Origin of the sequence: Pseudomonas cremoricolorata DSM 17059 = NBRC 16634, assembly GCF_000425745.1 — a bacterium.
Classification (GTDB): Bacteria; Pseudomonadota; Gammaproteobacteria; order Pseudomonadales; family Pseudomonadaceae; genus Aquipseudomonas; species Aquipseudomonas cremoricolorata.
Window position 1 is genome coordinate 315,156 of the sequence record NZ_KE384442.1, and the last position, 22,888, is coordinate 338,043.

Annotated in this window: 19 protein-coding genes; all 19 read left to right on the forward strand. The window is 62.1% G+C overall.

Going from position 1 to position 22,888, the window contains the following annotated elements; all coding sequences use genetic code 11:
• The first annotated feature begins 126 nt into the window (after window positions 1-126).
• The 19 genes from rpsB (at window position 127) to H618_RS0120380 (ending at window position 22,658) form a co-directional block, all read left to right on the forward strand.
• Window positions 127-864, forward strand: a complete 738-nt coding sequence (rpsB, locus tag H618_RS0120290; RefSeq protein WP_027595792.1) for a 30S ribosomal protein S2 — start codon at window positions 127-129, stop codon at window positions 862-864.
• A gap of 186 nt (window positions 865-1,050) precedes the next feature.
• Window positions 1,051-1,914, forward strand: a complete 864-nt coding sequence (tsf, locus tag H618_RS0120295; RefSeq protein WP_028696802.1) for a translation elongation factor Ts — start codon at window positions 1,051-1,053, stop codon at window positions 1,912-1,914.
• A gap of 178 nt (window positions 1,915-2,092) precedes the next feature.
• Complete coding sequence (gene pyrH, locus H618_RS0120300) at window positions 2,093-2,836, forward strand: UMP kinase (protein ID WP_028696803.1); 744 nt, start codon at window positions 2,093-2,095, stop codon at window positions 2,834-2,836.
• The gene (gene frr / locus H618_RS0120305) at window positions 2,833-3,390 is read left to right on the forward strand and encodes a ribosome recycling factor (RefSeq protein WP_028696804.1); all 558 of its coding nucleotides are present in this window, start codon (window positions 2,833-2,835) and stop codon (window positions 3,388-3,390) included. The genes pyrH and frr overlap by 4 nt, the downstream gene beginning before the upstream one ends.
• Before the next feature lie 15 nt (window positions 3,391-3,405).
• Window positions 3,406-4,161, forward strand: a complete 756-nt coding sequence (gene uppS / locus H618_RS0120310) for a polyprenyl diphosphate synthase (RefSeq protein ID WP_028696805.1) — start codon at window positions 3,406-3,408, stop codon at window positions 4,159-4,161.
• Complete coding sequence (locus tag H618_RS0120315) at window positions 4,161-4,976, forward strand: phosphatidate cytidylyltransferase (protein ID WP_028696806.1); 816 nt, start codon at window positions 4,161-4,163, stop codon at window positions 4,974-4,976. Before uppS ends, H618_RS0120315 begins: the two co-directional genes overlap by 1 nt.
• A complete protein-coding gene (gene ispC, locus H618_RS0120320) occupies window positions 4,961-6,163 on the forward strand; it encodes a 1-deoxy-D-xylulose-5-phosphate reductoisomerase (protein ID WP_425414208.1) in 1,203 nt (400 codons plus the stop codon). The genes H618_RS0120315 and ispC overlap by 16 nt, the downstream gene beginning before the upstream one ends.
• A gap of 36 nt (window positions 6,164-6,199) precedes the next feature.
• Window positions 6,200-7,552, forward strand: coding sequence for an RIP metalloprotease RseP (gene rseP / locus H618_RS0120325; RefSeq protein WP_028696808.1), 1,353 nt, complete (start codon window positions 6,200-6,202; stop codon window positions 7,550-7,552).
• A gap of 72 nt (window positions 7,553-7,624) precedes the next feature.
• Window positions 7,625-10,009 carry an outer membrane protein assembly factor BamA gene (bamA, locus tag H618_RS0120330; protein WP_028696809.1) on the forward strand — a complete coding sequence of 795 codons (2,385 nt, stop codon included), beginning with the start codon at window positions 7,625-7,627 and terminating at the stop codon, window positions 10,007-10,009.
• A 44-nt stretch (window positions 10,010-10,053) separates the two neighbouring features.
• Window positions 10,054-10,557 (forward strand): OmpH/Skp family outer membrane protein, encoded by a 504-nt coding sequence (locus H618_RS0120335; protein WP_028696810.1) that lies wholly within the window; start codon window positions 10,054-10,056, stop codon window positions 10,555-10,557.
• A gap of 1 nt (window position 10,558) precedes the next feature.
• Window positions 10,559-11,614 (forward strand): UDP-3-O-(3-hydroxymyristoyl)glucosamine N-acyltransferase, encoded by a 1,056-nt coding sequence (lpxD, locus tag H618_RS0120340; protein WP_028696811.1) that lies wholly within the window; start codon window positions 10,559-10,561, stop codon window positions 11,612-11,614.
• 113 nt (window positions 11,615-11,727) lie between these two features.
• Window positions 11,728-12,168 carry a 3-hydroxyacyl-ACP dehydratase FabZ gene (gene fabZ, locus H618_RS0120345; protein ID WP_028696812.1) on the forward strand — a complete coding sequence of 147 codons (441 nt, stop codon included), beginning with the start codon at window positions 11,728-11,730 and terminating at the stop codon, window positions 12,166-12,168.
• Entirely contained in the window at window positions 12,165-12,941 is a 777-nt protein-coding gene (gene lpxA / locus H618_RS0120350) for an acyl-ACP--UDP-N-acetylglucosamine O-acyltransferase (RefSeq protein ID WP_028696813.1), read from the forward strand. Before fabZ ends, lpxA begins: the two co-directional genes overlap by 4 nt.
• A gap of 1 nt (window position 12,942) precedes the next feature.
• Complete coding sequence (gene lpxB, locus H618_RS0120355) at window positions 12,943-14,070, forward strand: lipid-A-disaccharide synthase (protein ID WP_028696814.1); 1,128 nt, start codon at window positions 12,943-12,945, stop codon at window positions 14,068-14,070.
• On the forward strand, window positions 14,070-14,693 hold the full coding sequence (rnhB, locus tag H618_RS0120360) for a ribonuclease HII (RefSeq protein ID WP_028696815.1): 624 nt from the start codon (window positions 14,070-14,072) through the stop codon (window positions 14,691-14,693). The genes lpxB and rnhB overlap by 1 nt, the downstream gene beginning before the upstream one ends.
• A gap of 131 nt (window positions 14,694-14,824) precedes the next feature.
• Entirely contained in the window at window positions 14,825-18,349 is a 3,525-nt protein-coding gene (dnaE, locus tag H618_RS0120365) for a DNA polymerase III subunit alpha (protein ID WP_028696816.1), read from the forward strand.
• Between the two features lie 103 nt (window positions 18,350-18,452).
• Complete coding sequence (locus tag H618_RS0120370) at window positions 18,453-19,400, forward strand: acetyl-CoA carboxylase carboxyltransferase subunit alpha (protein WP_028696817.1); 948 nt, start codon at window positions 18,453-18,455, stop codon at window positions 19,398-19,400.
• A 63-nt stretch (window positions 19,401-19,463) separates the two neighbouring features.
• The gene (gene tilS / locus H618_RS0120375; RefSeq protein WP_028696818.1) at window positions 19,464-20,759 is read left to right on the forward strand and encodes a tRNA lysidine(34) synthetase TilS; all 1,296 of its coding nucleotides are present in this window, start codon (window positions 19,464-19,466) and stop codon (window positions 20,757-20,759) included.
• Between the two features lie 270 nt (window positions 20,760-21,029).
• A complete protein-coding gene (locus H618_RS0120380; protein ID WP_028696819.1) occupies window positions 21,030-22,658 on the forward strand; it encodes a CTP synthase in 1,629 nt (542 codons plus the stop codon).
• Window positions 22,659-22,888 lie beyond the last annotated feature (230 nt).

Sequence of the window (22,888 nt, forward strand, 5' to 3'; positions counted from 1 at the left end):
GGCGTCCCCGCGAGCATAAACCCACACACGTGTCGACACGATGGCCTGGGTGCCCGGAATCCGCAGGATTCTCGGGTTGGTCATTGGGATACGTGGAGGCCCAACCCGACTTATCAAGGAACTATCATGTCCCAAGTCAACATGCGCGATATGCTGAAGGCCGGTGTGCACTTCGGCCACCAGACCCGTTACTGGAACCCGAAAATGGGCAAGTACATTTTCGGCGCGCGCAACAAGATCCACATCATCAACCTGGAAAAAACCCTGCCAATGTTCAACGAAGCTCTGGCTTTCGTAGAGCGTCTGGCTCAGGGCAAGAACAAGATCATGTTCGTCGGCACCAAGCGTTCCGCCGGCAAGATCGTCGCCGAGCAAGCTGCTCGTGCCGGTTCGCCCTACGTTGATCACCGCTGGTTGGGCGGCATGCTGACCAACTACAAAACCATCCGTGCTTCGATCAAGCGTCTGCGCGACCTGGAAACCCAGGCCGAAGATGGCACCTTTGCCAAGCTGACCAAGAAAGAAGCCCTGATGCGCTCGCGTGATCTGGAAAAGCTGGACCGCAGCCTGGGTGGTATCAAGGACATGGGCGGCCTGCCTGATGCCCTGTTCGTGATCGACGTCGACCACGAGCGCATCGCTATCACCGAAGCCAACAAGCTGGGCATCCCGGTCATCGGCGTTGTCGATACCAACAGCAGCCCGGAAGGTGTTGATTACATCATCCCAGGCAACGACGACGCCATCCGCGCCATCGAGCTGTACATGACTTCGATGGCTGACGCCATCATCCGCGGCCGCAACAACGTTGCTGGCGGCACCGAAGTCTACGCTGAAGAAGCGGCTGCACCTGCTGCTGAGTAAGTGACGCGTCGCGTCTGACTTGGCACGCAAAAAGGGGGCTCTGCCCCCTTTTTGCCACCTTGAAATCCTGCTGTCAGCATGTCCCGCGCATCATCGGCGTGCTGAACCAACACAGCGGATGAGCAGAATTGAACGCCCGTGATGAGCGGGTGGAATGGTTGAAAAACTTTCCAAGAGGATTTTGAAATGGCAGAAATTACTGCAGCGCTGGTCAAAGAACTGCGCGAGCGTACCGGCGAAGGCATGATGGATTGCAAGAAAGCCCTGACCAAGGCTGGCGGCGACATCGAAAAAGCCATTGATGACATGCGTGCTTCGGGCGCCATCAAGGCTGCCAAGAAAGCAGGCAACGTCGCTGCTGAAGGCGCCATCGCGGTCAAGACCGACGGTAAAGCCGCCGTTCTGCTGGAAGTGAACTCGCAGACCGACTTCCTCGCCCTGCAAGACGACTTCAAGAACTTCGTCGCTGAAAGCCTCGAAGAAGCCTTCGCCCAGAAGCTGACCGACGCCGCGCCGCTGATCGCTTCGCGCGAAGCTGCTCGTGAAGCCCTGGTCGCCAAGTGCGGCGAAAACGTCAACATTCGTCGCCTGGCGCGCGTCGAAGGCGACGTGGTCGGTGCCTACCTGCACGGCAACAAGATCGGCGCTGTCGTCGTTCTGCAAGGCGGTGACGTCGAGCTGGCGAAAAACATCGCCATGCACGTTGCAGCGTCCAACCCCGAGTTCCTGGATTCGTCGGAAATCTCCGCCGAGGCCATCGAGCGCGAGAAGAGCGTGTTCCTGCAACTGAACGCCGACAAGATCGCCGGCAAGCCGGAAAACATCGTTGAAAACATGATCAACGGCCGCATCACCAAGTTCAAGGCTGAAGCCTCGCTGAAAGAGCAGGCCTTCGTCATGAACCCGGAAGTCAAAGTCGGCGAACTGGCCAAGAAAGCTGGCGCTGAAATCGTTTCCTTCACCTACTTCAAGGTCGGTGAAGGCATCGAGAAGCCGGTCGACGACTTCGCTGCCGAAGTTGCCGCACAGGTCGCTGCTGCCAAGCAGTAAGACAGAGACATCTGTCGCCCCGAAGAGGCTGCCCGCTCACGCGCGCAGCCTCTTTGTCAAAGCGGGCAGGGGTTTATCCAATCCCGAGCCGCTGGCGCCCAAACGGCGCCGCGCTAAAGTAAGCAGGCCGGCAACGGCCCGCACGAATTTCTAGAAAACGCCGCAGGAGAGACACGCAATGGCTCAGCAGGTGAGTGGTCGCCAACCTCGCTATAAACGCATTTTGCTCAAACTTAGCGGCGAGGCCCTGATGGGCTCCGAAGACTTCGGCATCGATCCGAAGGTGCTCGATCGCATGGCTCTGGAAGTAGGGCAATTGGTGGGTATCGGTGTGCAGGTGGGCCTGGTGATCGGCGGCGGCAACCTGTTCCGCGGCGCAGCGCTGAGTGCCGCTGGCATGGACCGCGTCACCGGTGACCACATGGGCATGCTGGCAACGGTCATGAACGGCCTGGCCATGCGCGATGCCCTCGAGCGTTCGAACATCCCGGCGCTGGTGATGTCGGCCATTTCCATGGTCGGTGTCACCGATCATTACGATCGCCGCAAAGCTATTCGCCACCTCAACTCGGGGGATGTGGTAATTTTCTCCGCCGGTACCGGCAACCCGTTCTTCACCACCGATTCCGCAGCCTGTCTGCGTGGCATCGAAATCGATGCAGATGTGGTGCTGAAGGCGACCAAGGTCGACGGTGTGTACACCGCCGATCCGTTCAAGGATCCATTGGCCGAGAAGTTCGATCACCTCACTTATGACGAAGTGCTGGATCGCAAGCTCGGTGTCATGGACCTGACCGCAATCTGTCTGTGCCGCGACCACAAGATGCCATTGCGCGTATTCAACATGAACAAGCCAGGCTCGCTGCTCAACATAGTGGTAGGTGGCGCCGAAGGCACCTTGATCGAGGAAGGCCAAGCATGATCAACGAAATCAAGAAAGATGCTCAGGAACGCATGAGCAAGTCGCTGGATTCGCTTCAGCACGCATTCAGCCGTATCCGTACCGGCGTAGCGCACCCAAGTATTCTGGAAGGCGTGATGGTGCCTTACTACGGCGCCGATACGCCGATCAAGCAGGTGGCGAACATCACCGTCAAGGATTCGCGCACACTGCAGGTCGTTGCGTTCGAGCGCAACATGCTCAATGCCGTCGACAAGGCCATCGGCAGTGCAGGTCTCAATCTGAACCCCACCAACCTGGGCGAGCTGCTGTTGATCACGATGCCTGCGCTGACTGAAGAAACGCGCAGAGGCTTCACCAAGCAGGCACGTGATGCGGCGGAAGATGGTCGAGTGGCTGTGCGCAACATTCGTCGCGATGCCATGAGTCAGCTCAAGGATCTGGTCAAAGAGAAAGAGATCAGCGAAGACGAAGAGCGCCGCGCTGCGGATGATATTCAAAAGCTGACCGACAAGTTCGTCGCGGATATCGAGGTTGCAGTCAAAGCCAAGGAAAAGGACCTCATGGCTGTCTGAGGCCGAGGCTCTTCAATGGAAAAGACCAAGCTGGCGGCACCGTCTTCGGTGCCGCGACACGTTGCGATCATCATGGATGGCAACAACCGTTGGGCGAAGAAGCGCTTGTTGCCCGGGGTTGCCGGGCACAAGGCCGGCGTCGATGCGGTCCGTGCGGTGATCGAGGTCTGCGCCGAGGCCAAGGTCGAAGTGCTGACCTTGTTCGCCTTCTCCAGCGAGAACTGGCAGCGTCCGGCCGAAGAGGTCGGCGCGTTGATGGAGCTGTTCTTCTCGGCCTTGCGCCGAGAGGCCAGACGCCTCAACGAGAACCATATCTGCCTGCGCATCATCGGTGACCGATCGCGTTTTCATCCCGAATTGCAAGCCGCCATGCGCGAAGCCGAAGCGCTGACCGCGGGCAACCGTCGTTTCATTCTGCAAGTCGCCGCCAACTACGGTGGTCAGTGGGACATTGCCCAGGCTGCGCAGCGTCTGGCGCGCGAGGTTCAGGCCGGACATCTGCGCCCCGACGACATCAGTCCCGAGCTGTTGCAGACCTGTCTGTCGACTGGCGATCAACCATTGCCCGACCTGTGCATCCGCACTGGCGGCGAGCATCGCATCAGCAATTTCCTGCTGTGGCAGCTGGCTTACGCCGAGTTGTACTTCTCCGACCTGTACTGGCCGGACTTCAAACACGAGGCCATGCGTAGTGCGCTGGCCGATTTCGCCTCGCGCCAGCGCCGCTTCGGTAAGACCAGCGAGCAGGTCGAAGCTGGAGCCCGTGCCTAATGCTTAAGCAACGCATCATCACTGCATTGATCCTGCTGCCGGTCGCCCTGTGCGGCTTCTTCCTGCTCGACGGCGCGGCGTTTGCCCTGTTCATCGGTCTGGTAGTGACCCTGGGCGCCTGGGAATGGGCGCGCCTGGCCGGCCTGATCGCCCAGCCGCTGCGCATCGCCTACGCCGCCGTAGTGGCTGGGGCGCTGATGCTGCTCTACCTCATGCAGGACCTCGCGCCCTGGGTGCTGGGCGCTTCGGTGATCTGGTGGGCCCTGGCCACCTGGCTGGTGCTGACCTACCCGCGCAGCAGCGAGCTGTGGGCCAGCGCTGCATGCCGCTTGCTCATCGGCCTGCTGGTGCTACTGCCAGCCTGGCAGGGGTTGCTGCTACTCAAGCATTGGCCTGAAGGCAACTGGCTGATCCTGGCAGTGATGCTGCTGGTATGGGCGGCCGACATCGGTGCGTATTTTTCCGGGCGCGCCTTCGGCAAGCGCAAGCTGGCGCCGCAGGTCAGCCCTGGGAAAAGCTGGGAGGGCGTGTATGGCGGTCTGGCCGTCAGCCTGCTGATCACCCTGGGCGTGGCCCTGTACCGCGACTGGAGTGTCGGCAGCCTGCTGCTCGGCCTGCTGGGTGCGGCGGTGGTGGTGATGGCCTCGGTGGTGGGTGACCTTACCGAAAGCATGTTCAAGCGCCGCGAAGGCATCAAGGACAGCAGCAACCTGCTGCCGGGCCATGGTGGCGTACTGGATCGAATCGACAGCCTGACCGCCGCGATCCCGATGTTCGCAGTACTGCTGTGGGCCGCCGAATGGGGTGTCATGTGAGTGGTGTGCAACAGGTCACCGTGCTGGGGGCCACCGGTTCGATCGGTCTGAGTACTCTCGATGTCATCGCCCGGCATGCCGAGCAGTATCAGGTGTTCGCGCTCAGTGGCTATTCGCGCCTCGAACAACTGCTCGAACTGTGCGTGCGTCATCGCCCACGCTTCGCGGCGGTTCCCACTGCCGCTGCTGCCGCGCAACTGCGCGCCGGCCTGCGCGAGCACGCTTGCAGTACCGAGGTGCTGGAGGGCGAGGCGGGCCTGAGCGCGATCGCCAGCGCTGCCGAGGTCGACGTGGTGATGGCGGCCATCGTCGGCGCCGCGGGTCTCAAGCCGACCTTGGCCGCCGTCGAGGCAGGCAAGAAGGTGTTGCTGGCCAACAAGGAGGCGCTGGTGATGTCCGGCGCATTGTTCATGGATGCCGTGCGTCGCAGTGGTGCGGTGCTGCTGCCCATCGACAGCGAACACAATGCGATTTTCCAGTGTCTGCCCGGCAACTACGCCCATGGTCTTGAGGCGGTCGGTGTGCGGCGCATTCTGCTCACCGCATCCGGTGGGCCATTCCGGCAGACGCCGCTGGCGCAGTTGGCTGAGGTCACCCCGGAGCAGGCCTGCGCGCACCCCAACTGGTCGATGGGGCGCAAGATTTCGGTCGATTCGGCGAGCATGATGAACAAGGGGCTGGAGTTGATCGAGGCCTGCTGGTTATTCGACGCAGCCCCGTCCCAGGTCGAGGTGGTGGTACACCCACAGAGCGTCATTCATTCGCTGGTCGACTACGTCGATGGCTCGGTGCTGGCGCAACTGGGCAACCCGGACATGCGCACCCCCATCGCCAACGCTCTGGCCTGGCCGCGGCGTATCGATTCCGGTGTGGCGCCGCTCGACCTGTTCGCCATCGCCCGGCTCGACTTCGAAGCCCCCGATGAACAGCGTTTCCCCTGTTTGCGCATCGCTCGGCAGGCGGCCGAGGCGGGCGACAGCGCGCCGGCTGTGCTCAACGCTGCCAACGAGGTCGCTGTGGAGGCGTTTCTGGCCGGCCGTATCCGCTTCCCGGAGATCGCGAGTATGATCGAGCGCGTTCTCGATCAGCAGCCTGTGGTGCAGGTCGCGTCACTCGACGCGGTGTTCGCCGCCGACCAGCGTGCCCGTCAGCTGGCAGGCGAGTGGCTGAGTCGCCACGACCGCTAGCCGGTCGTCGGCGCGAACGGTTTTTCGGAGAAGTCTATGTCTGCGCTTTACATGATTGTCGGCACGTTGATCGCGCTTGGGGTGCTGGTCACCTTCCATGAGTTCGGTCACTTCTGGGTCGCACGTCGCTGCGGCGTCAAGGTGCTGCGCTTTTCGGTAGGCTTCGGTACACCGCTGATTCGCTGGCATGACCGCCACGGCACCGAGTTCGTGGTCGCGGCCATTCCGCTTGGCGGCTACGTGAAGATGCTCGATGAGCGTGAAGGCGATGTGCCGCCGGCTTTGGCGGAGCAATCATTCAATCGCAAGTCGGTGCGCCAGCGCATCGCCATCGTCGCAGCTGGCCCTATCGCCAACTTCCTGCTGGCGATCGTGTTCTTCTGGCTGGTGGCAATGCTTGGCAGTCAGCAGATTCGTCCGGTCATCGGCGCGATCGAGCCAGGCAGCCTGGCTGCCCAGGCCGGCCTTGCGGTGGGCCAGGAAATCGTCTCCATCGATGGCAAACCGACCAACGGTTGGTCGGCGGTCAATCTGCAACTGGTGCGCCGTCTGGGCGAGACCGGCACGCTGCGAATTGGCGTGCAGGATGAAGGCGCGAGTGTCGAGCGCAGCCATGAGGTCAGTCTCGACCAATGGCTCAAGGGCGCCGATGAGCCTGATCCGATCCAGTCCCTGGGGCTGCGCCCATGGCGTCCGCAGATCGCCCCGGTGCTGGCCGAGCTCGATCCCAAGGGTCCGGCTGCAGCTGCCGGGTTGAAAAGTGGCGACCGCCTGATTGCACTGGATGACGTAGCGCTGGCTGATTGGCAGCAGGTCGTCGACGCGGTGCGCGGGCGTGCCGACAGCAAGGTGCAACTGCGCATCGAGCGCGAGGGCAAGCTCATCGAACTGCCTGTCACCTTGGGTCATCGCGGGGAGGGCGCCAGTGCTGGCGGCTATCTCGGGGCTGGGGTGAAAGCCGGTGAATGGCCTGCCAACATGGTCCGTGAAGTCAGCTATGGCCCGCTTGAGGGCTTTGCCGAAGGGCTCGCACGGACCTGGAACATGAGTGTCCTGACCCTCGAGTCGCTGAAGAAAATGTTGTTCGGGGAGCTCTCGGTAAAAAACTTGAGCGGACCGATAACCATTGCTAAAGTGGCGGGCGCTTCAGCCCAGTCCGGCTTGGGAGATTTTCTGAACTTCCTCGCCTACCTGAGCATTAGCCTGGGGGTTCTGAACCTGCTGCCCATTCCTGTACTGGATGGGGGGCATTTGCTGTTCTATCTGATCGAGTGGGCGCGCGGTCGTCCGCTATCTGATCGGGTGCAAGGTTGGGGGGCTCAGATCGGTATCAGTCTGGTCATCGGCGTGATGTTGCTCGCCTTGATCAACGATTTGGGTCGACTTTAACGCTTAGCTCAATTGCGAACCTGCCGCCCCGTGCGGCAGGTTGTTTATTGCCAGTTGGAATAAAAGGACTTCATGAAACGTCTGCTGCTAACTGCGGTGCTTTGCGCACTGATGACCACTGAAGTTCACGCCGAGTCCTTCACTATCTCCGATATTCGTGTCAACGGCCTGCAGCGGGTGTCCGCTGGCAGCGTGTTTGGCGCGTTGCCGCTCAATGTCGGCGATCAGGCTGATGATCGGCGTCTGGTCGAATCGACCCGCTCGCTGTTCAAGACCGGCTTCTTCCAGGACATCGAGCTGGACCGCGACGTCAATGTCCTGATCATCAACGTGGTCGAGCGCCCGTCGGTGTCGAGCATTGCCATTGAGGGCAACAAGGCCATCAGCACCGACGACCTGATGAAAGGGCTCAAGCAGTCCGGCCTGGCCGAGGGCGAGATCTTCCAGCGTGCGACCCTCGAAGGTGTGCGCAACGAGCTGCAACGCCAGTACGTCGCCCAGGGCCGCTACTCGGCCGAGGTCGATGCAGAGGTGGTGCCCGAGCCGCGCAACCGCGTTGGCCTGAAGATCAAGATCAACGAAGGCACCGTGGCGGCTATCCAGCACATCAACGTGGTCGGCAATACCGTGTTCGACGACGACGAGCTGAACAGCCTGTTCGAGCTCAAGACCACCAACTGGCTTTCGTTCTTCAAGAACGACGACAAGTACGCCCGCGAAAAACTGTCCGGTGACCTCGAGCGCCTGCGCTCCTACTACCTGGACCGCGGCTACATCAACATGGACATCGCTTCCACCCAGGTGTCCATCACGCCAGACAAGAAACACGTGTACATCACCGTCAACATCAACGAAGGCGAGAAGTACACCGTTCGCGACGTCAAGCTTTCGGGCGACCTCAAGGTGCCGGAAGACCAGATCAAGTCGCTGCTGCTGGTGCAGCCTGGCCAGGTGTTCTCGCGCAAGGTGATGACCAGCACGTCCGATCTGATCACCCGTCGCCTGGGCAACGAAGGCTACACCTTCGCCAACGTCAACGGCGTGCCCCAGCCGCACGATGAAGACCACACCGTCGACATCATGTTCGTGGTCGATCCGGGCAAGCGCGCCTACGTCAACCGCATCAACTATCGCGGCAACACCAAGACCGAAGACGAAGTGCTGCGTCGCGAAATGCGTCAGATGGAAGGTGGCTGGGCCTCGACCTACCTGATCGATCAGTCCAAGACCCGTCTTGAGCGTCTGGGCTTCTTCAAGGAAGCGACCGTCGAAACCCCACCGGTGCCGGGCACCGATGACCAGGTCGACGTCAACTACGCGGTTGAAGAACAGGCCTCGGGTTCGATCACCGCCAGCGTCGGTTTCGCCCAGAGCGCCGGTCTGATCCTCGGTGGTGCGATCAGCCAGAGCAACTTCCTCGGTACCGGTAACAAGGTGTCCGTGGGCCTGACCCGTTCGGAATACCAGACCCGCTACAACTTCGGCTTCGTTGACCCCTACTTCACTGCCGATGGCGTGAGCCTGGGCTACAACGCTTTCTACCGCAGCACCAACTACGACGACCTCGACGTCGACGTGGCCAGCTATGCGGTAGATAGCCTGGGTGCCGGCGTCAGCCTCGGCTACCCGATCAGCGAGACCTCGCGCCTGACCTACGGCCTGACCGTGCAGAAGGACGAGATCAAGACTGGCAGGTACACCGTCGATGAAATCTTCGATTTCCTCGACAAAGAGGGTGATAACTTCCTCAACTTCAAGGGCTCGATCGGCTGGTCGGAATCGACACTCAACAAAGGTGTGCTGGCCACCCGTGGTCACTCGCAAAGCCTGACCCTGGAAACCACACTGCCAGGCAGCGACCTGTCGTTCTACAAGGTCGACTACCGTGCCCAGCTGTTCAAGCCAATCACCACCGACTACACCCTGCGTCTGCACACTGAACTGGGTTATGGCGACGGCTTCGGCGGCACCTCTGGCCTGCCGTTCTACGAGAACTACTACGCTGGTGGCTTCAACTCGGTACGTGGCTTCAAGGACAGCAGCCTCGGTCCACGCAGTACGCCAAGCCGTGGTGAGGGTAACCCAGGTGGACGTCCCACCACCGAGCGAGACCCGGACCAGGATCCACTGCCATTCGGTGGCAACATCCTTGTACAGGGCGGCGTGGAGCTGCTGTTCCCCCTGCCGTTCGTCAAGGATCAGCGCTCCCTGCGTACCTCGGTCTTCTGGGATGTGGGTAACGTCTTCGATAGCAATTGCGAATCCAAGTTGACGGCCGATGGCAAGAAGGTTCCATGCGCCAAGCTCGGCTTCTCCGACATGGCCAGCTCGGTCGGTCTGGGCGTAACGTGGGTCACGGCACTGGGTCCGCTGAGCTTCAGCCTGGCGATGCCAGTCAAGAAGCCTGACGATGCCGACACTCAGGTGTTCCAATTCTCTCTGGGCCAGACCTTCTAAGGTCGGCCCGTGCTCAACGACAACGGTTTATCCAGGAGTGCATCGTGCGTAAGTTGACCCAACTGGCCTTCGTGGCTGCGGCGCTGGTCGCCACCCCCGCTTTCGCCGAAATGAAAGTGGCCGTACTGAACTATCAGATGGCCCTGCTCGAATCCGACGCCGCCAAGCGCTACGCCGTGGATGCCGAGAAGAAGTTCGGCCCGCAACTGACCAAGCTGAAAAGCCTGGAAAGCAGCGCCAAGGGTATTCAGGACCGTCTGATCAAGGGCGGCGACAAAATGGCCCAGCCTGAGCGCGAGCGTCTCGAGCTCGAGTTCAAGCAAAAGGCCCGTGATTTCCAGTTCCAGTCCAAGGAACTCAACGAAGCCAAGGCCGTTGCCGATCGCGACATGCTCAAGACCCTCAAGCCCAAGCTCGATGGCGCCGTGGAAGAAGTCATCAAGAAAGGCGGCTTCGATCTGGTACTCGAGCGTGGCGCGGTCATCGATGTCAAGCCGCAGTACGACATCACCCGCCAGGTCATCGAGCGCATGAACCAAGCGCGTTGATATGACCCAGTCCATGACCCTCGGCCAGTTGGCCGAGACGCTCGGCGCCACGCTGCAAGGCGCCGCAGCGCAGCCCATCACCGGCCTCGCCACCCTGCAGGAAGCGGGGCCGGGGCAGTTGAGCTTTCTGGCCAACCCGCAATACCGCAAGTACCTGGAGACTACCCAGGCCGGCGCGGTGCTGCTCAAGGCCGCTGATGCCCAGGGCTTTTCCGGAAACGCCCTGATCGTCGCCGACCCGTACCTGGCCTACGCGCGCATCTCGCACCTGTTCGATCCCAAGCCCAAGGCTGTAGCGGGTGTTCATCCCAGCGCCGTTGTGGCAGACGATGCCGACGTGGATGCGAGTGCCAGTGTGGGTCCGTTCGCGGTGATCGAAAGCGGTGCGCGGATTGGCCCGGGTGTGACGGTTGGCGCGCATTGCTTCATCGGTGCGCGCAGCGTGGTGGGCGAGGGTGGTTGGCTGGCGCCGCGGGTCACGTTGTATCACGACGTGATCATCGGCAAGCGCGTGGTGATTCAGTCAGGCGCGGTCATCGGTGGCGAAGGCTTTGGTTTCGCCAACGAAAAAGGTGTATGGCGCAAGATCGCGCAGATTGGTGGTGTGACCGTCGGCGATGACGTCGAGATTGGCGTCAATACCGCAGTCGACCGCGGTGCGTTGTCAGATACGCGTATCGATGACGGTGCCAAGCTCGACAACCAGATCCAGATTGCCCACAACGTACACGTCGGCGCCCATACGGCAATGGCGGCCTGTGTGGGCATTTCCGGCAGCACCCGTATCGGCAAGCATTGCACCATCGCCGGCGGTGTCGGCATGGTGGGTCACATCGATGTCTGCGACAACGTCTTCGTCTCCGGCATGACCATGGTGACCCGCTCCATTACCGAGCCGGGCGCCTACTCATCCGGTACGGCGATGCAGCCGCTGGGCGACTGGCGCAAAAGTGCGGCACGCATTCGTCAACTCGACGACATGGCCAAGCGCTTGCAACAGCTGGAAAAACGGGTCGATACCGTGACCTCGGAAGGCCAGCCGGCATCAGATGGCTGACAGCAACTTCTGAGCAAGCATGATTCGTCGCTAGCTGGCTCCTCTTTGGATGGCAAAAGGAGCGTGTGGTCAGCGCCTACGCTCCCTATTCTTATTACAGGCTTCCCCCCGAAATGATGGACATCAACGAGATTCGCGAATACCTGCCTCACCGCTACCCGTTCCTGCTGGTGGATCGGGTGACGGATCTGGACTACGAGGCCCAGAGCATTCGTGCCTACAAGAATGTCAGCATCAACGAGCCCTTCTTCAACGGCCACTTCCCGGCGCACCCGATCATGCCTGGCGTGCTGATCATCGAGGCCATGGCCCAGGCCGCCGGGATTCTTGGCTTCAAGATGCTTGACGCCAAACCTGCCGACGGCACCCTGTACTACTTCGTCGGCTCCGACAAGCTGCGCTTCCGTCAGCCGGTTCTGCCGGGCGACCAGTTGGTGCTGGAAGCTACTTTCCTCAGTCGCAAAAGCATGATCTGGAAATTCGAATGCCGCGCGCTGGTCGACGGCAAGCCTGTATGCTCGGCTCAGATCACCTGCGCGGAACGCTCCCTATGAATTCGATTGATCCACGGGCCATCATCGACCCGTCGGCCAGGTTGGCCGACGGCGTCGAAGTGGGCCCATGGTCGATCATTGGCCCTGACGTCGAGATCGGGGAGGGCACGGTCGTCGGCCCACATGTGGTGCTCAAGGGGCCGACGCGCATCGGCAAGCACAACCGTATTTTCCAGTTCTCCTCGATCGGCGAAGACACGCCGGACCTCAAGTATCGAGGCGAACCCACGCGTCTGGTGATCGGCGACCACAACGTTATCCGCGAAGGCGTGACGATTCACCGTGGCACCATTCAGGACCGCGCGGAAACCACCGTGGGTGACCACAACCTGATCATGGCCTACGCCCATATCGGGCATGACAGCGTTATCGGCAGCCACTGCATTCTGGTCAACAACACTGCCCTGGCCGGGCATGTTCACGTTGGCGACTGGGCGATTCTTTCCGGCTTCACCCTGGTCCACCAGTACTGCCACATCGGCGCTCACGCGTTTTCCGGTATGGGCACGGCGATTGGCAAGGACGTTCCAGCCTTCGTTACCGTGTTCGGCAGCCCTGCCGAAGCGCGCAGCATGAATTTTGAAGGCATGCGCCGTCGTGGCTTCAGCACTGAAGTGATCCACGCACTGCGCCGCGCCTACAAGACCGTCTACCGTCAGGGGCTGACCGTCGAAGTGGCGATCGCCGAACTGGCCGAGATGGCCGGCAAGTACGCTGAAGTCGAACTGTTCCGTCAGTCCATCGTGACCTCAGCCCGCGGCATCACCCGCTGATATGGCCCAGCTCTGCATAGCCCTGGTCGCGGGTGAGGCCAGCGGCGACATCCTCGGTTCCGGTCTGATGCGTGCGCTCAAGGCGCGCCACCCCGATGTACGCTTCATCGGTGTTGGTGGCCCGCTGATGGAAGCCGAAGGTATGCAGTCGTACTTTCCCATGGAGCGCCTGGCGGTCATGGGTCTGGTGGAAGTGCTGGGCCGTCTGCGCGAACTGCTCAAGCGCCGCAAGGAGCTGATCGCCACACTGGTCGACGAAAAGCCCGATGTGTTCATCGGCATCGACGCGCCCGATTTCACCCTCAATATCGAACTGAAGCTGCGTCAGGCCGGCATCAAGACCGTGCATTACGTCAGCCCCTCGGTGTGGGCTTGGCGGCAGAAGCGCGTGCTGAAGATTCGTCAGGGCTGCGACCTGATGCTGACCCTGCTGCCGTTCGAGGCGCGCTTTTACGAAGAGCAAGGTGTGCCGGTGCGCTTCGTTGGCCATCCGTTGGCAGACACCATCCCGCTGCACGCCGATCGCGACGCCGCACGGCAGAGCCTGGGGTTGCCCGTCGGTCCAGTGGTAGCGCTGATGCCGGGCAGTCGCGGCGGCGAAGTCGGGCGGCTTGGGGCGCTGTTCCTGGATGCGGCTGAGCGGCTGCGCCAGCAAGTGCCGGGTGTGCGCTTCGTGCTGCCCTGCGCCAACGATGCACGCCGCGCCCAGGTCGAACAGATGCTCGAAGGCCGTGAGCTGCCGTTGACCCTGCTCGACGGCCAGTCGCACCTGGCCCTTGCTGCCTGCGATGCTGTGCTGATCGCATCCGGCACCGCCACCCTCGAAGCCTTGCTGTACAAGCGGCCGATGGTGGTGGCGTATCGTCTGGCGCCGCTGACCTTCTGGATTCTCAAGCGCATGGTCAAGAGCCCGTACTTGTCGCTGCCCAACCTGCTGGCCCAGCGTCTGCTGGTGCCCGAGTTGTTGCAGGACGATGCGACCAGCGAGGCCCTGGCCGCGACTCTGGCACCCTTGCTCAAGGATGGCGCGGTGCAAACCGAGCCCTTCGATCAGATTCACCGAACCCTGCGCCGCGATGCCTCCAATCAGGCAGCCGATGCGGTGCTCGCCTTGCTGGAGCCACGCTGATGCAAATGGGCCTGGATTTCACCCTGGTCGAGGAACTGGTCGCGGGCGTCGATGAGGTCGGCCGCGGCCCGCTGTGCGGCGACGTGGTCACCGCGGCGGTGATCCTCGATCCGCATCGGCCCATTCTCGGCCTCAACGACTCCAAGAAACTCACCCAGGCCAAGCGTGAAGCGCTGTTCGATGAAATCTGCGAAAAGGCCCTGAGTTTTTGCATCGCCCGCGCCGAGGTTGCGGAAATCGACCGCCTGAACATCCTCCACGCCACCATGCTGGCCATGCAGCGCGCAGTCGAAGGGTTGCAGGTCACGCCCAGGCTGGCGCTGATCGACGGCAATCGCTGCCCGACCCTGTCGGTGCCCTCGGCAGCGGTGGTGCAGGGTGACAGCAAGGTCCCGGCCATCGCCGCGGCCTCGATACTGGCCAAGGTCACCCGTGACCGCGAAATGAGCGCGTTCGAGGCGCTGTATCCGGGGTATGGCATCGGCGCACACAAAGGCTACCCGACCCCTGTGCACCTGGAAGCGCTGGCCCGCCTGGGTCCAACGCCGATTCACCGCCGCTCGTTCGCACCCGTTCGGGTCGCCTACGAGCGGCAGTCGAGTACCCTCGCCACGTTGTTGTAAGCCAACCCCAGCACAGCGTCCCTGGCTCAGGTCGGTCACCCGGCATGGCACGCTCGTCCTCGTGCGCGGCATCGGCCTGACCGTTGCGCTACAATCGCGCCCTCGTGTTTCACACTGCTACAGGAACATCCATGCCGGTCTCTTTCGTTCACCTGCGCGTTCACTCCGAATTCTCTCTGGTCGATGGCCTGGTGCGGGTCAAGCCGCTGGCTAAGGCGCTGAGCGGGATGAACATGCCGGCGGTGGCGATAACCGACCAGAGCAACATGTGTTCGCTGGTCAAGTTCTACAAATCGGCCATGGGCGCCGGGATCAAGCCAATCTGTGGCGCCGACCTTTGGCTGGCCGGCAGCACGGCGGATGCGCCGCTGTCGCGCATCTGCCTGCTGGCGATGAATCCCGAGGGCTATCGCAACCTCACCGAGCTGATTTCCCGCGGTTGGGTCGAGGGGCAGCGCAATGGCCTGGTGATCATCCAGCGCGATTGGATCGCGCCGGCCAGCGCCGGCCTGATCGGCCTGTCGGCCGCGCGTGAGGGCGATATCGGCATGGCCCTGCTGGCCGGGCGCCAGGCTGAGGCCGAGTCGTTGCTGCGCGACTGGATGCAGATGCTGCCTGAACGTTTCTACGTCGAGGTGCAGCGCACCGGGCGTCCGAACGAGGAAGAGTACCTGCACGCTGCGGTCGCTTTGGCCGATCAGATGGGCGCTCCGTTGGTGGCCACCAACGACGTGCGCTTTCTCAAGCAGTCCGACTTCGACGCCCATGAAACTCGCGTCTGCATCGGCGAGGGGTGGACCCTCGACGATCCGCGCCGGCCTCGCCACTACAGCGACGAGCAGTACCTCAAGAGCGCCGAGCAGATGGCCGAGCTGTTCAGCGACCTGCCCGATGCCATCGCCAACACGGTCGAGATCGCCAAGCGCTGCAACATCCAGGTGCAGTTGGGCAAGGCGTTTCTGCCGGACTTCCCTACGCCCAACGGCATGGGCATCGACGATTACCTGCGCCATGTGTCCCACGAAGGTCTGGAAGAGCGCCTGGCGGTACTGTGGCCCAAGGACAGCACGCCCAACTATGAAGAAAAGCGGCAGGTCTACCTCGACCGACTGAAGTTCGAGCTGGACATCATCATCCAGATGGGCTTCCCGGGTTACTTCCTGATCGTCATGGACTTCATCAAGTGGGCCAAGAACAACGGCGTGCCGGTCGGCCCCGGTCGAGGCTCGGGTGCCGGCTCGCTGGTCGCCTACGTGCTGAAGATCACCGACCTCGACCCGCTGGCCTACGACCTGCTGTTCGAGCGCTTTCTCAACCCTGAACGGGTCTCGATGCCCGACTTCGACGTCGACTTCTGCATGGACGGTCGTGACCGGGTCATCGAATATGTCGCCGACGCCTATGGGCGCAACGCCGTCAGCCAGATCATCACCTTCGGCACCATGGCCGCCAAGGCGGTGGTACGTGACGTGGCGCGGGTGCAGGGCAAGTCCTACGGCCTGGCCGATCGCCTGTCGAAGATGATTCCCTTCGAAGTGGGCATGACCCTGGAGAAGGCCTTCGAGCAGGAAGAGATTCTCCGTGACTTCCTCAAGAGCGATGAGGAGGCCAAGGAAATCTGGGACATGGCCCTCAAGCTCGAGGGCGTCACCCGCGGCACCGGCAAGCACGCCGGTGGTGTGGTCATCGCGCCGACCAAGCTCACCGACTTCTCGCCAGTGGCCTGCGATGAAGAAGGCGGTGGCCTGGTCACTCAGTTCGACAAAGACGACGTCGAGGCCGCTGGCCTGGTCAAGTTCGACTTCCTTGGCCTGCGTACCCTGACCATCATCAAGTGGGCGATGGAGACCATCAACCGCGAGCAAGCCAAGGCCGGCTTGCCCGACCTGAACATCGACTTCATCCCGCTGGACGACCGCAAGACCTACGAACTGCTGCAGAAGGCCGAGACCACCGCGGTATTCCAGCTCGAATCGCGTGGCATGAAGGAGCTGATCAAGAAGCTCAAGCCCGACTGCCTGGAAGACCTCATCGCCTTGGTGGCGTTGTTCCGGCCGGGTCCGTTGCAGTCCGGCATGGTCGATGACTTCATCAACCGCAAGCACGGTCGTGCCGAGCTGGCCTACCCGCACCCCGATTACCAGTACGACGGTCTGCAACCGGTGCTGGCGCCGACCTACGGCATCATTCTGTACCAGGAACAGGTGATGCAGATCGCCCAGGTCATGGCCGGCTACACCCTGGGTGAGGCGGACATGCTGCGCCGCGCCATGGGCAAGAAGAAGCCCGAGGAAATGGCCAAGCAACGCGGCGGTTTCATCGACGGTTGCAGCAGGAATAACATCGAAGCGGATCTTGCGGGGAACATCTTCGACCTGGTAGAAAAATTCGCAGGTTACGGCTTCAACAAGTCGCACTCGGCAGCGTACGGGCTGGTGTCGTACCAGACCGCCTGGCTCAAGACTCACCACCCGGCACCGTTCATGGCCGCGGTGCTGTCGGCGGACATGCACAACACCGACAAGGTCGTGGTGCTGATCGAAGAGGTGCGCAGCATGAAGCTGCGCCTCGATGCGCCGGATGTGAACAGTTCGGAGTTCAAGTTCACCGTCAATGACGATGGCCGCATCGTCTATGGCCTGGGCGCCATCAAAGGGGTGGGCGAGGGGCCGGTGGAGGCCATCGTCGAAGCTCGCGCAGAGGGTGGCCCATTCAAGGACCTGTTCGATTTCTGCGAGCGTGTCGACCTCAAGCGCATCAACAAACGCACCCTCGACGCGCTGATTCGAAGCGGCGCGCTGGATCGTCTGGGGCCGCACTTCCACGACGAGATCAAGGCCTACCACGCCAGTATCGACATCAATCGTGCGGTGCTGGTGTCGGCGCTGGAAGAGGCGATCAAGTCGGCCGAGCAGACCGCCCGCACCGCGCAGAGCGGCCATGTCGACCTGTTCGGCGGGGTGTTCGTCGAGCAGGATGCTGACGTTTATGCCAATCACCGCAAGGCCCGAGAGCTGACGCTCAAGGAGCGTCTGCGCGGCGAGAAGGACACGCTCGGCCTGTACCTGACCGGTCACCCGATCGATGAGTACGAGAGCGAGATCCGCCGTTTCGCGCGCCAGCGCATCATCGACCTCAAGCCCTCGCGTGAGGTGCAGACCGTGGCCGGGATGATCATTGCCCTGCGCGTGATGAAGAACAAGAAAGGCGACAAGATGGGCTTCGTCACCCTCGACGACCGTTCCGGACGTATCGAAGCCTCGTTGTTCGCCGATGCCTTCATGGCTGCGCAGGCCCTGTTGCAGACCGACGCCATGGTGGTGATCGAAGGCGAGGTCAGCCACGATGACTTTTCCGGCGGCCTGCGCTTGCGGGTCAAGCAAGTGATGACCATGGAAGATGCGCGCACCCGGCTCGCTGAAAGCCTGCGCCTGAAAATCACCCATGACGCGCTCAAGGGCGACCGTCTGAGCTGGCTGGGTGAGCTGATCACCCGTCATCGTGGCGGTTGCCCGATCACCCTGGAGTACACCGGAAGCGACGCCAGGGCCATGTTGCAGTTCGGCGAGCAGTGGTGCATCGACCCGGCAGATGGGCTGATCCAGACGCTGCGTGACCAGTTCGGACGTGAGAACGTCTTCCTGCAATATCGTTGAACCGACCAATTAAACTCGACCTCAACGCGCCTGATCCCTTAAGGTATGGCGCCAAACGGATCAACCGGCCGGCCGCCTGGCCGTAGACCCAAGACGGATGCTTATGAACCCGAATTTCCTTGATTTCGAACAGCCGATTGCCGACCTGCAAGCCAAGATCGAAGGCCTGCGCCTAGTTGGCAACGACAATTCGCTGAACATCAGCGATGAAATTGCCCGTCTGGAAGACAAGAGCAACAGTCTCACCGAAAGCATCTTCGGTAATCTGACCAGCTGGCAGATCGCGCGTCTGGCGCGTCATCCACGTCGTCCCTACACCCTCGACTACCTCGAGCACATCTTCACCGAATTCGAAGAACTGCACGGCGACCGGCACTTCTCCGATGACGCTGCCATCGTCGGCGGCACCGCGCGCCTGGATGGCAAGCCGGTGATGGTCATCGGTCATCAGAAAGGCCGTGAAGTGCGTGAGAAGGTGCGTCGCAACTTCGGCATGCCGCGTCCCGAGGGCTACCGCAAGGCGTGCCGCCTGATGGAAATGGCCGAGCGCTTCAAGATGCCGATCCTGACCTTCATCGACACCCCGGGTGCCTACCCAGGTATCGACGCCGAAGAGCGCAACCAGAGTGAAGCCATCGCCTGGAACCTGCGGGTCATGGCGCGTCTGAAGACGCCGATCATCGCCACCGTGATTGGCGAAGGCGGCTCGGGCGGTGCACTGGCGATCGGCGTGTGCGATCAGCTGAACATGCTGCAGTACTCCACCTACTCGGTAATTTCCCCGGAAGGCTGCGCGTCGATCCTGTGGAAAACCGCCGACAAGGCAGCCGATGCGGCCGAAGCCATGGGCATCACCGCCGAGCGCCTGAAGAGCCTGAACATCGTCGACAAGGTCATCACTGAACCGCTGGGCGGCGCTCATCGCGACCCAGCCCTGATGGCCGAGCGCGTACGCCAGAGCCTGGTCGAGCAGCTCGATGAGCTGAGCACCTTCGATCACGACGCGCTGCTCGCGCGCCGCTACGAGCGCTTGATGAGCTACGGTCTGTAATCGCCGTCTCACTCGGCAGAGGCTGCACCGCCACGGCGGTGCAGCCTCTGCAAGCAGGGCACCATGTTCGATCTTCCTTCCCTGTTCAGCCCCTGGCTGAATGCCCGTCGCTGGTACGTCGCCCTGTCGGGCGGGCTTGATTCCAGCGTTCTGCTGCACCTGCTGCACACCCTCTCGCACAGCCATCCCACGCCGCCGCTTTACGCCGTGCATGTCCATCACGGCCTGCAATCGATCGCCGATACCTGGCCGCAGCATTGCCGGGCGTTTTGCGCGTCGCTGGGCGTCGAGTTGCGGGTGGTCGAGGTGCAGGTGCCGGCCGGCGCCAGCGTCGAGCAGGCGGCGCGCAACGCGCGCTACGCTGCGTTCGCCGCGTTGCTGGAGGAGGGCGACGTGCTGTTCACCGGCCAGCATCAGGATGACCAGGCGGAAACCTTGCTGTTGCGCTTGCTGCGTGGCGCAGGGCTGCGCGGGCTTACCGCCATGCCGGTGCAGCGCTCGCTGGGGCAGGGGCAGGTGGTTCGGCCATTGCTCTCGATGTCGCGAAGGCAGTTGCTGGTCTACGCCCAGGGCCATGGCCTGCAGTGGGTCGAGGACCCATCCAACCAAGACCCGCAGTTCGCACGCAATTATCTGCGCGGGGCGGTGATGCCGCTGCTGCAGCAGCGCTGGCCGCAGAGCAGCCTGAGCCTGGCGCGTAGCGCGGTGCATCTGCGCGAGGCGCTGGGCCTGCTCGATGAGGTGGCGGGTGACGATCTGCACGCCGCTCGTGGTGAAGCGGCTTTCCCGTGGCTCAAGCTCGATTCATTGGATGTGCAGGCGCTCGGTCGCCTGTCACCGGCGCGCCAGCGCAATGCCTTGCAGCACTGGCTGAGCACGCGCACCCGCCTGCCGGACACCCGGCACTGGGCCGGCTGGGACGCTCTGCGTGACGCCGGCGCCGATGCCCAGCCCGTGTGGCGGCTGACCGATGGCCTGTTGCAACGCAGCCAGGGCCGGGTCTGGTGGCTGAGCGGCGAGTGGTTGCAGCAGCCGGCCGGCGCGCAGGCATGGGAAGCGCCGACGCAGCCATTGCCATTGCTCGGCAACGGTCAGCTGAGGGTTGTCGGACGGTGCCCACCCGGCCCGCTGCGGGTGTCTTATCGTCAGGGTGGCGAAGTGCTCGATCTGCCGGGGCGTGGCCATCGCGATCTCAAGCGCTTGCTAAACGAAAGCCATCTGCCGCACTTCGTTCGCCAGCGCCTGCCCCTGCTGTGGCAGGGTGATCGACTGCTGGCGGTGGCCAATCTGCCGGCACTTGGCACAAGCGACCTGCAACTGCTGTGGCAGCCGCCGACCTGCGCGCAAGGTTTGAGCTGATGTGGACATTCCGGTAGACTACCCTCCCTTCTCTGATACAACTTCTGTGGCTTCTTCGAAAACGCAGCAGTTGCCGATTACCAAGCAGTTTTTTGCTGAGCTGATTTCTGAAAATGACAAGCGAGCTCCATGCCGGGGTTACCCCGGTCTGTACAGACGCGGCAGTTTTTCGAGATGCACTGTGATTGACGCAGGTGATCGGGGGCTTCGGCCTTCCTTCGCTTTCTCCGGCGGCGCTGGCCGCTTTAACGCAGACTTCTAGGGTTTTTCATGACGCGCTACATATTCGTCACGGGCGGTGTTGTTTCTTCATTGGGGAAAGGCATTGCCTCGGCTTCCCTGGCGGCCATCCTGGAAGCGCGGGGACTCAAGGTCACCATGCTCAAGCTGGACCCGTACATCAACGTCGATCCAGGCACCATGAGCCCGTTCCAGCATGGTGAAGTGTTCGTCACCCAGGATGGCGCCGAGACCGACCTCGACCTGGGTCACTACGAGCGGTTCATCCGCACCACCATGACCCAGAACAACAACTTCACCACCGGCCGTGTCTACGAGCACGTGCTGCGCAAAGAGCGCCGTGGTGATTACCTGGGCGCGACCATCCAGGTCATTCCGCACATCACCGACGAAATCAAGCGGCGCATCATCAAGGGTGCCGGCGATGCCGACGTGGCCCTGGTGGAAATCGGCGGTACGGTCGGTGATATCGAGTCGCAACCGTTCCTCGAGGCAATCCGCCAGTTGCGCGTCGAAGTCGGCTCCAAGCGCGCCATGCTCATGCACCTGACGCTTGTGCCGTACATCGCCACTGCCGGCGAAACCAAGACCAAGCCTACCCAGCACTCGGTCAAGGAACTGCGCTCCATCGGCCTGCAGCCTGACGTGCTGATCTGCCGTTCCGACCACCCGGTCGATGCTTCGTCGCGGCGCAAGATCGCCCTGTTCACCAACGTTGAAGAGCGTGCGGTGATTTCCCTGGAAGACGTCGACACCATCTACAAGATTCCGGGTGTGCTGCATGCACAGGGTCTGGATGACTTCGTCACCGAGCGCTTCGGCCTGCAGTGCAACAGCGCCGACCTGTCCGAGTGGGACAAAGTGGTCGACGCCAAGCTCAACCCCGAGCGCGAAGTCACCATCGCCATGGTCGGCAAGTACATGGAGCTGCTCGATGCCTACAAGTCGCTGATCGAAGCGATGAGCCATGCCGGCATCCAGAACCGCACCAAGGTCAACCTGCGCTACATCGACTCCGAAGACATCGAGAACCAGGGCACCAGCCTGCTGGAAGGCGCTGATGCCATCCTGGTGCCGGGTGGCTTCGGTCTGCGCGGCGTGGAAGGCAAGATCCAGGCGGTGCAGTTCGCCCGTGAAAACAAGGTTCCGTACCTGGGCATCTGCCTGGGCATGCAGGTGGCGGTCATCGAGTTCGCCCGCAACGTGCTGGGCTGGAAAGATGCCAACTCCACCGAGTTCGACCGCAACAGCGGCCACCCGGTAGTCGGTCTGATCACCGAGTGGGCCGACAACACCGGCGCAGTCGAAACCCGCACCGAAACCTCCGACCTGGGCGGCACCATGCGCCTGGGCGCCCAAGAGTGCCAGCTGGTGTCCAGCTCCAAGGTTCACGACTGCTATGGCAAGGACGTGATCGTCGAGCGTCACCGTCACCGCTATGAGGTCAACAACGTTCTGTTGCCTCAGATGGTCGAAGCTGGCCTGGTGATTTCCGGTCGCTCCGGCGATGGTGCACTGGTCGAAGTGGTCGAGTCCAAGGACCATCCGTGGTTCGTCGCCTGCCAGTTCCACCCCGAGTTCACCTCCACCCCGCGCGACGGTCACCCGCTGTTCAGCGGTTTCGTCAAGGCGGCACTGGCGCAGAAAGACAGGGCCTGAGCCAATTCGGTGGGCGCGGCGCTGCGCTGCTCCCACCGGGCTAGCCTTGCTGTCACCCGCTTATCGGTTGGCGCGGGTGAAAGTTTTCCGACGGTAGAAACCACATGCCGCGGGTTTCTCCGGTAAAGTACCGCCCGTTCTTGCGCTGACCCTTCGGTCAGTGGATTGCCGGCGCCAGGCCTGCCGCTGCATCACCCGCCTGGCCCATGGCCGAAATTTCCTAGCTGCGT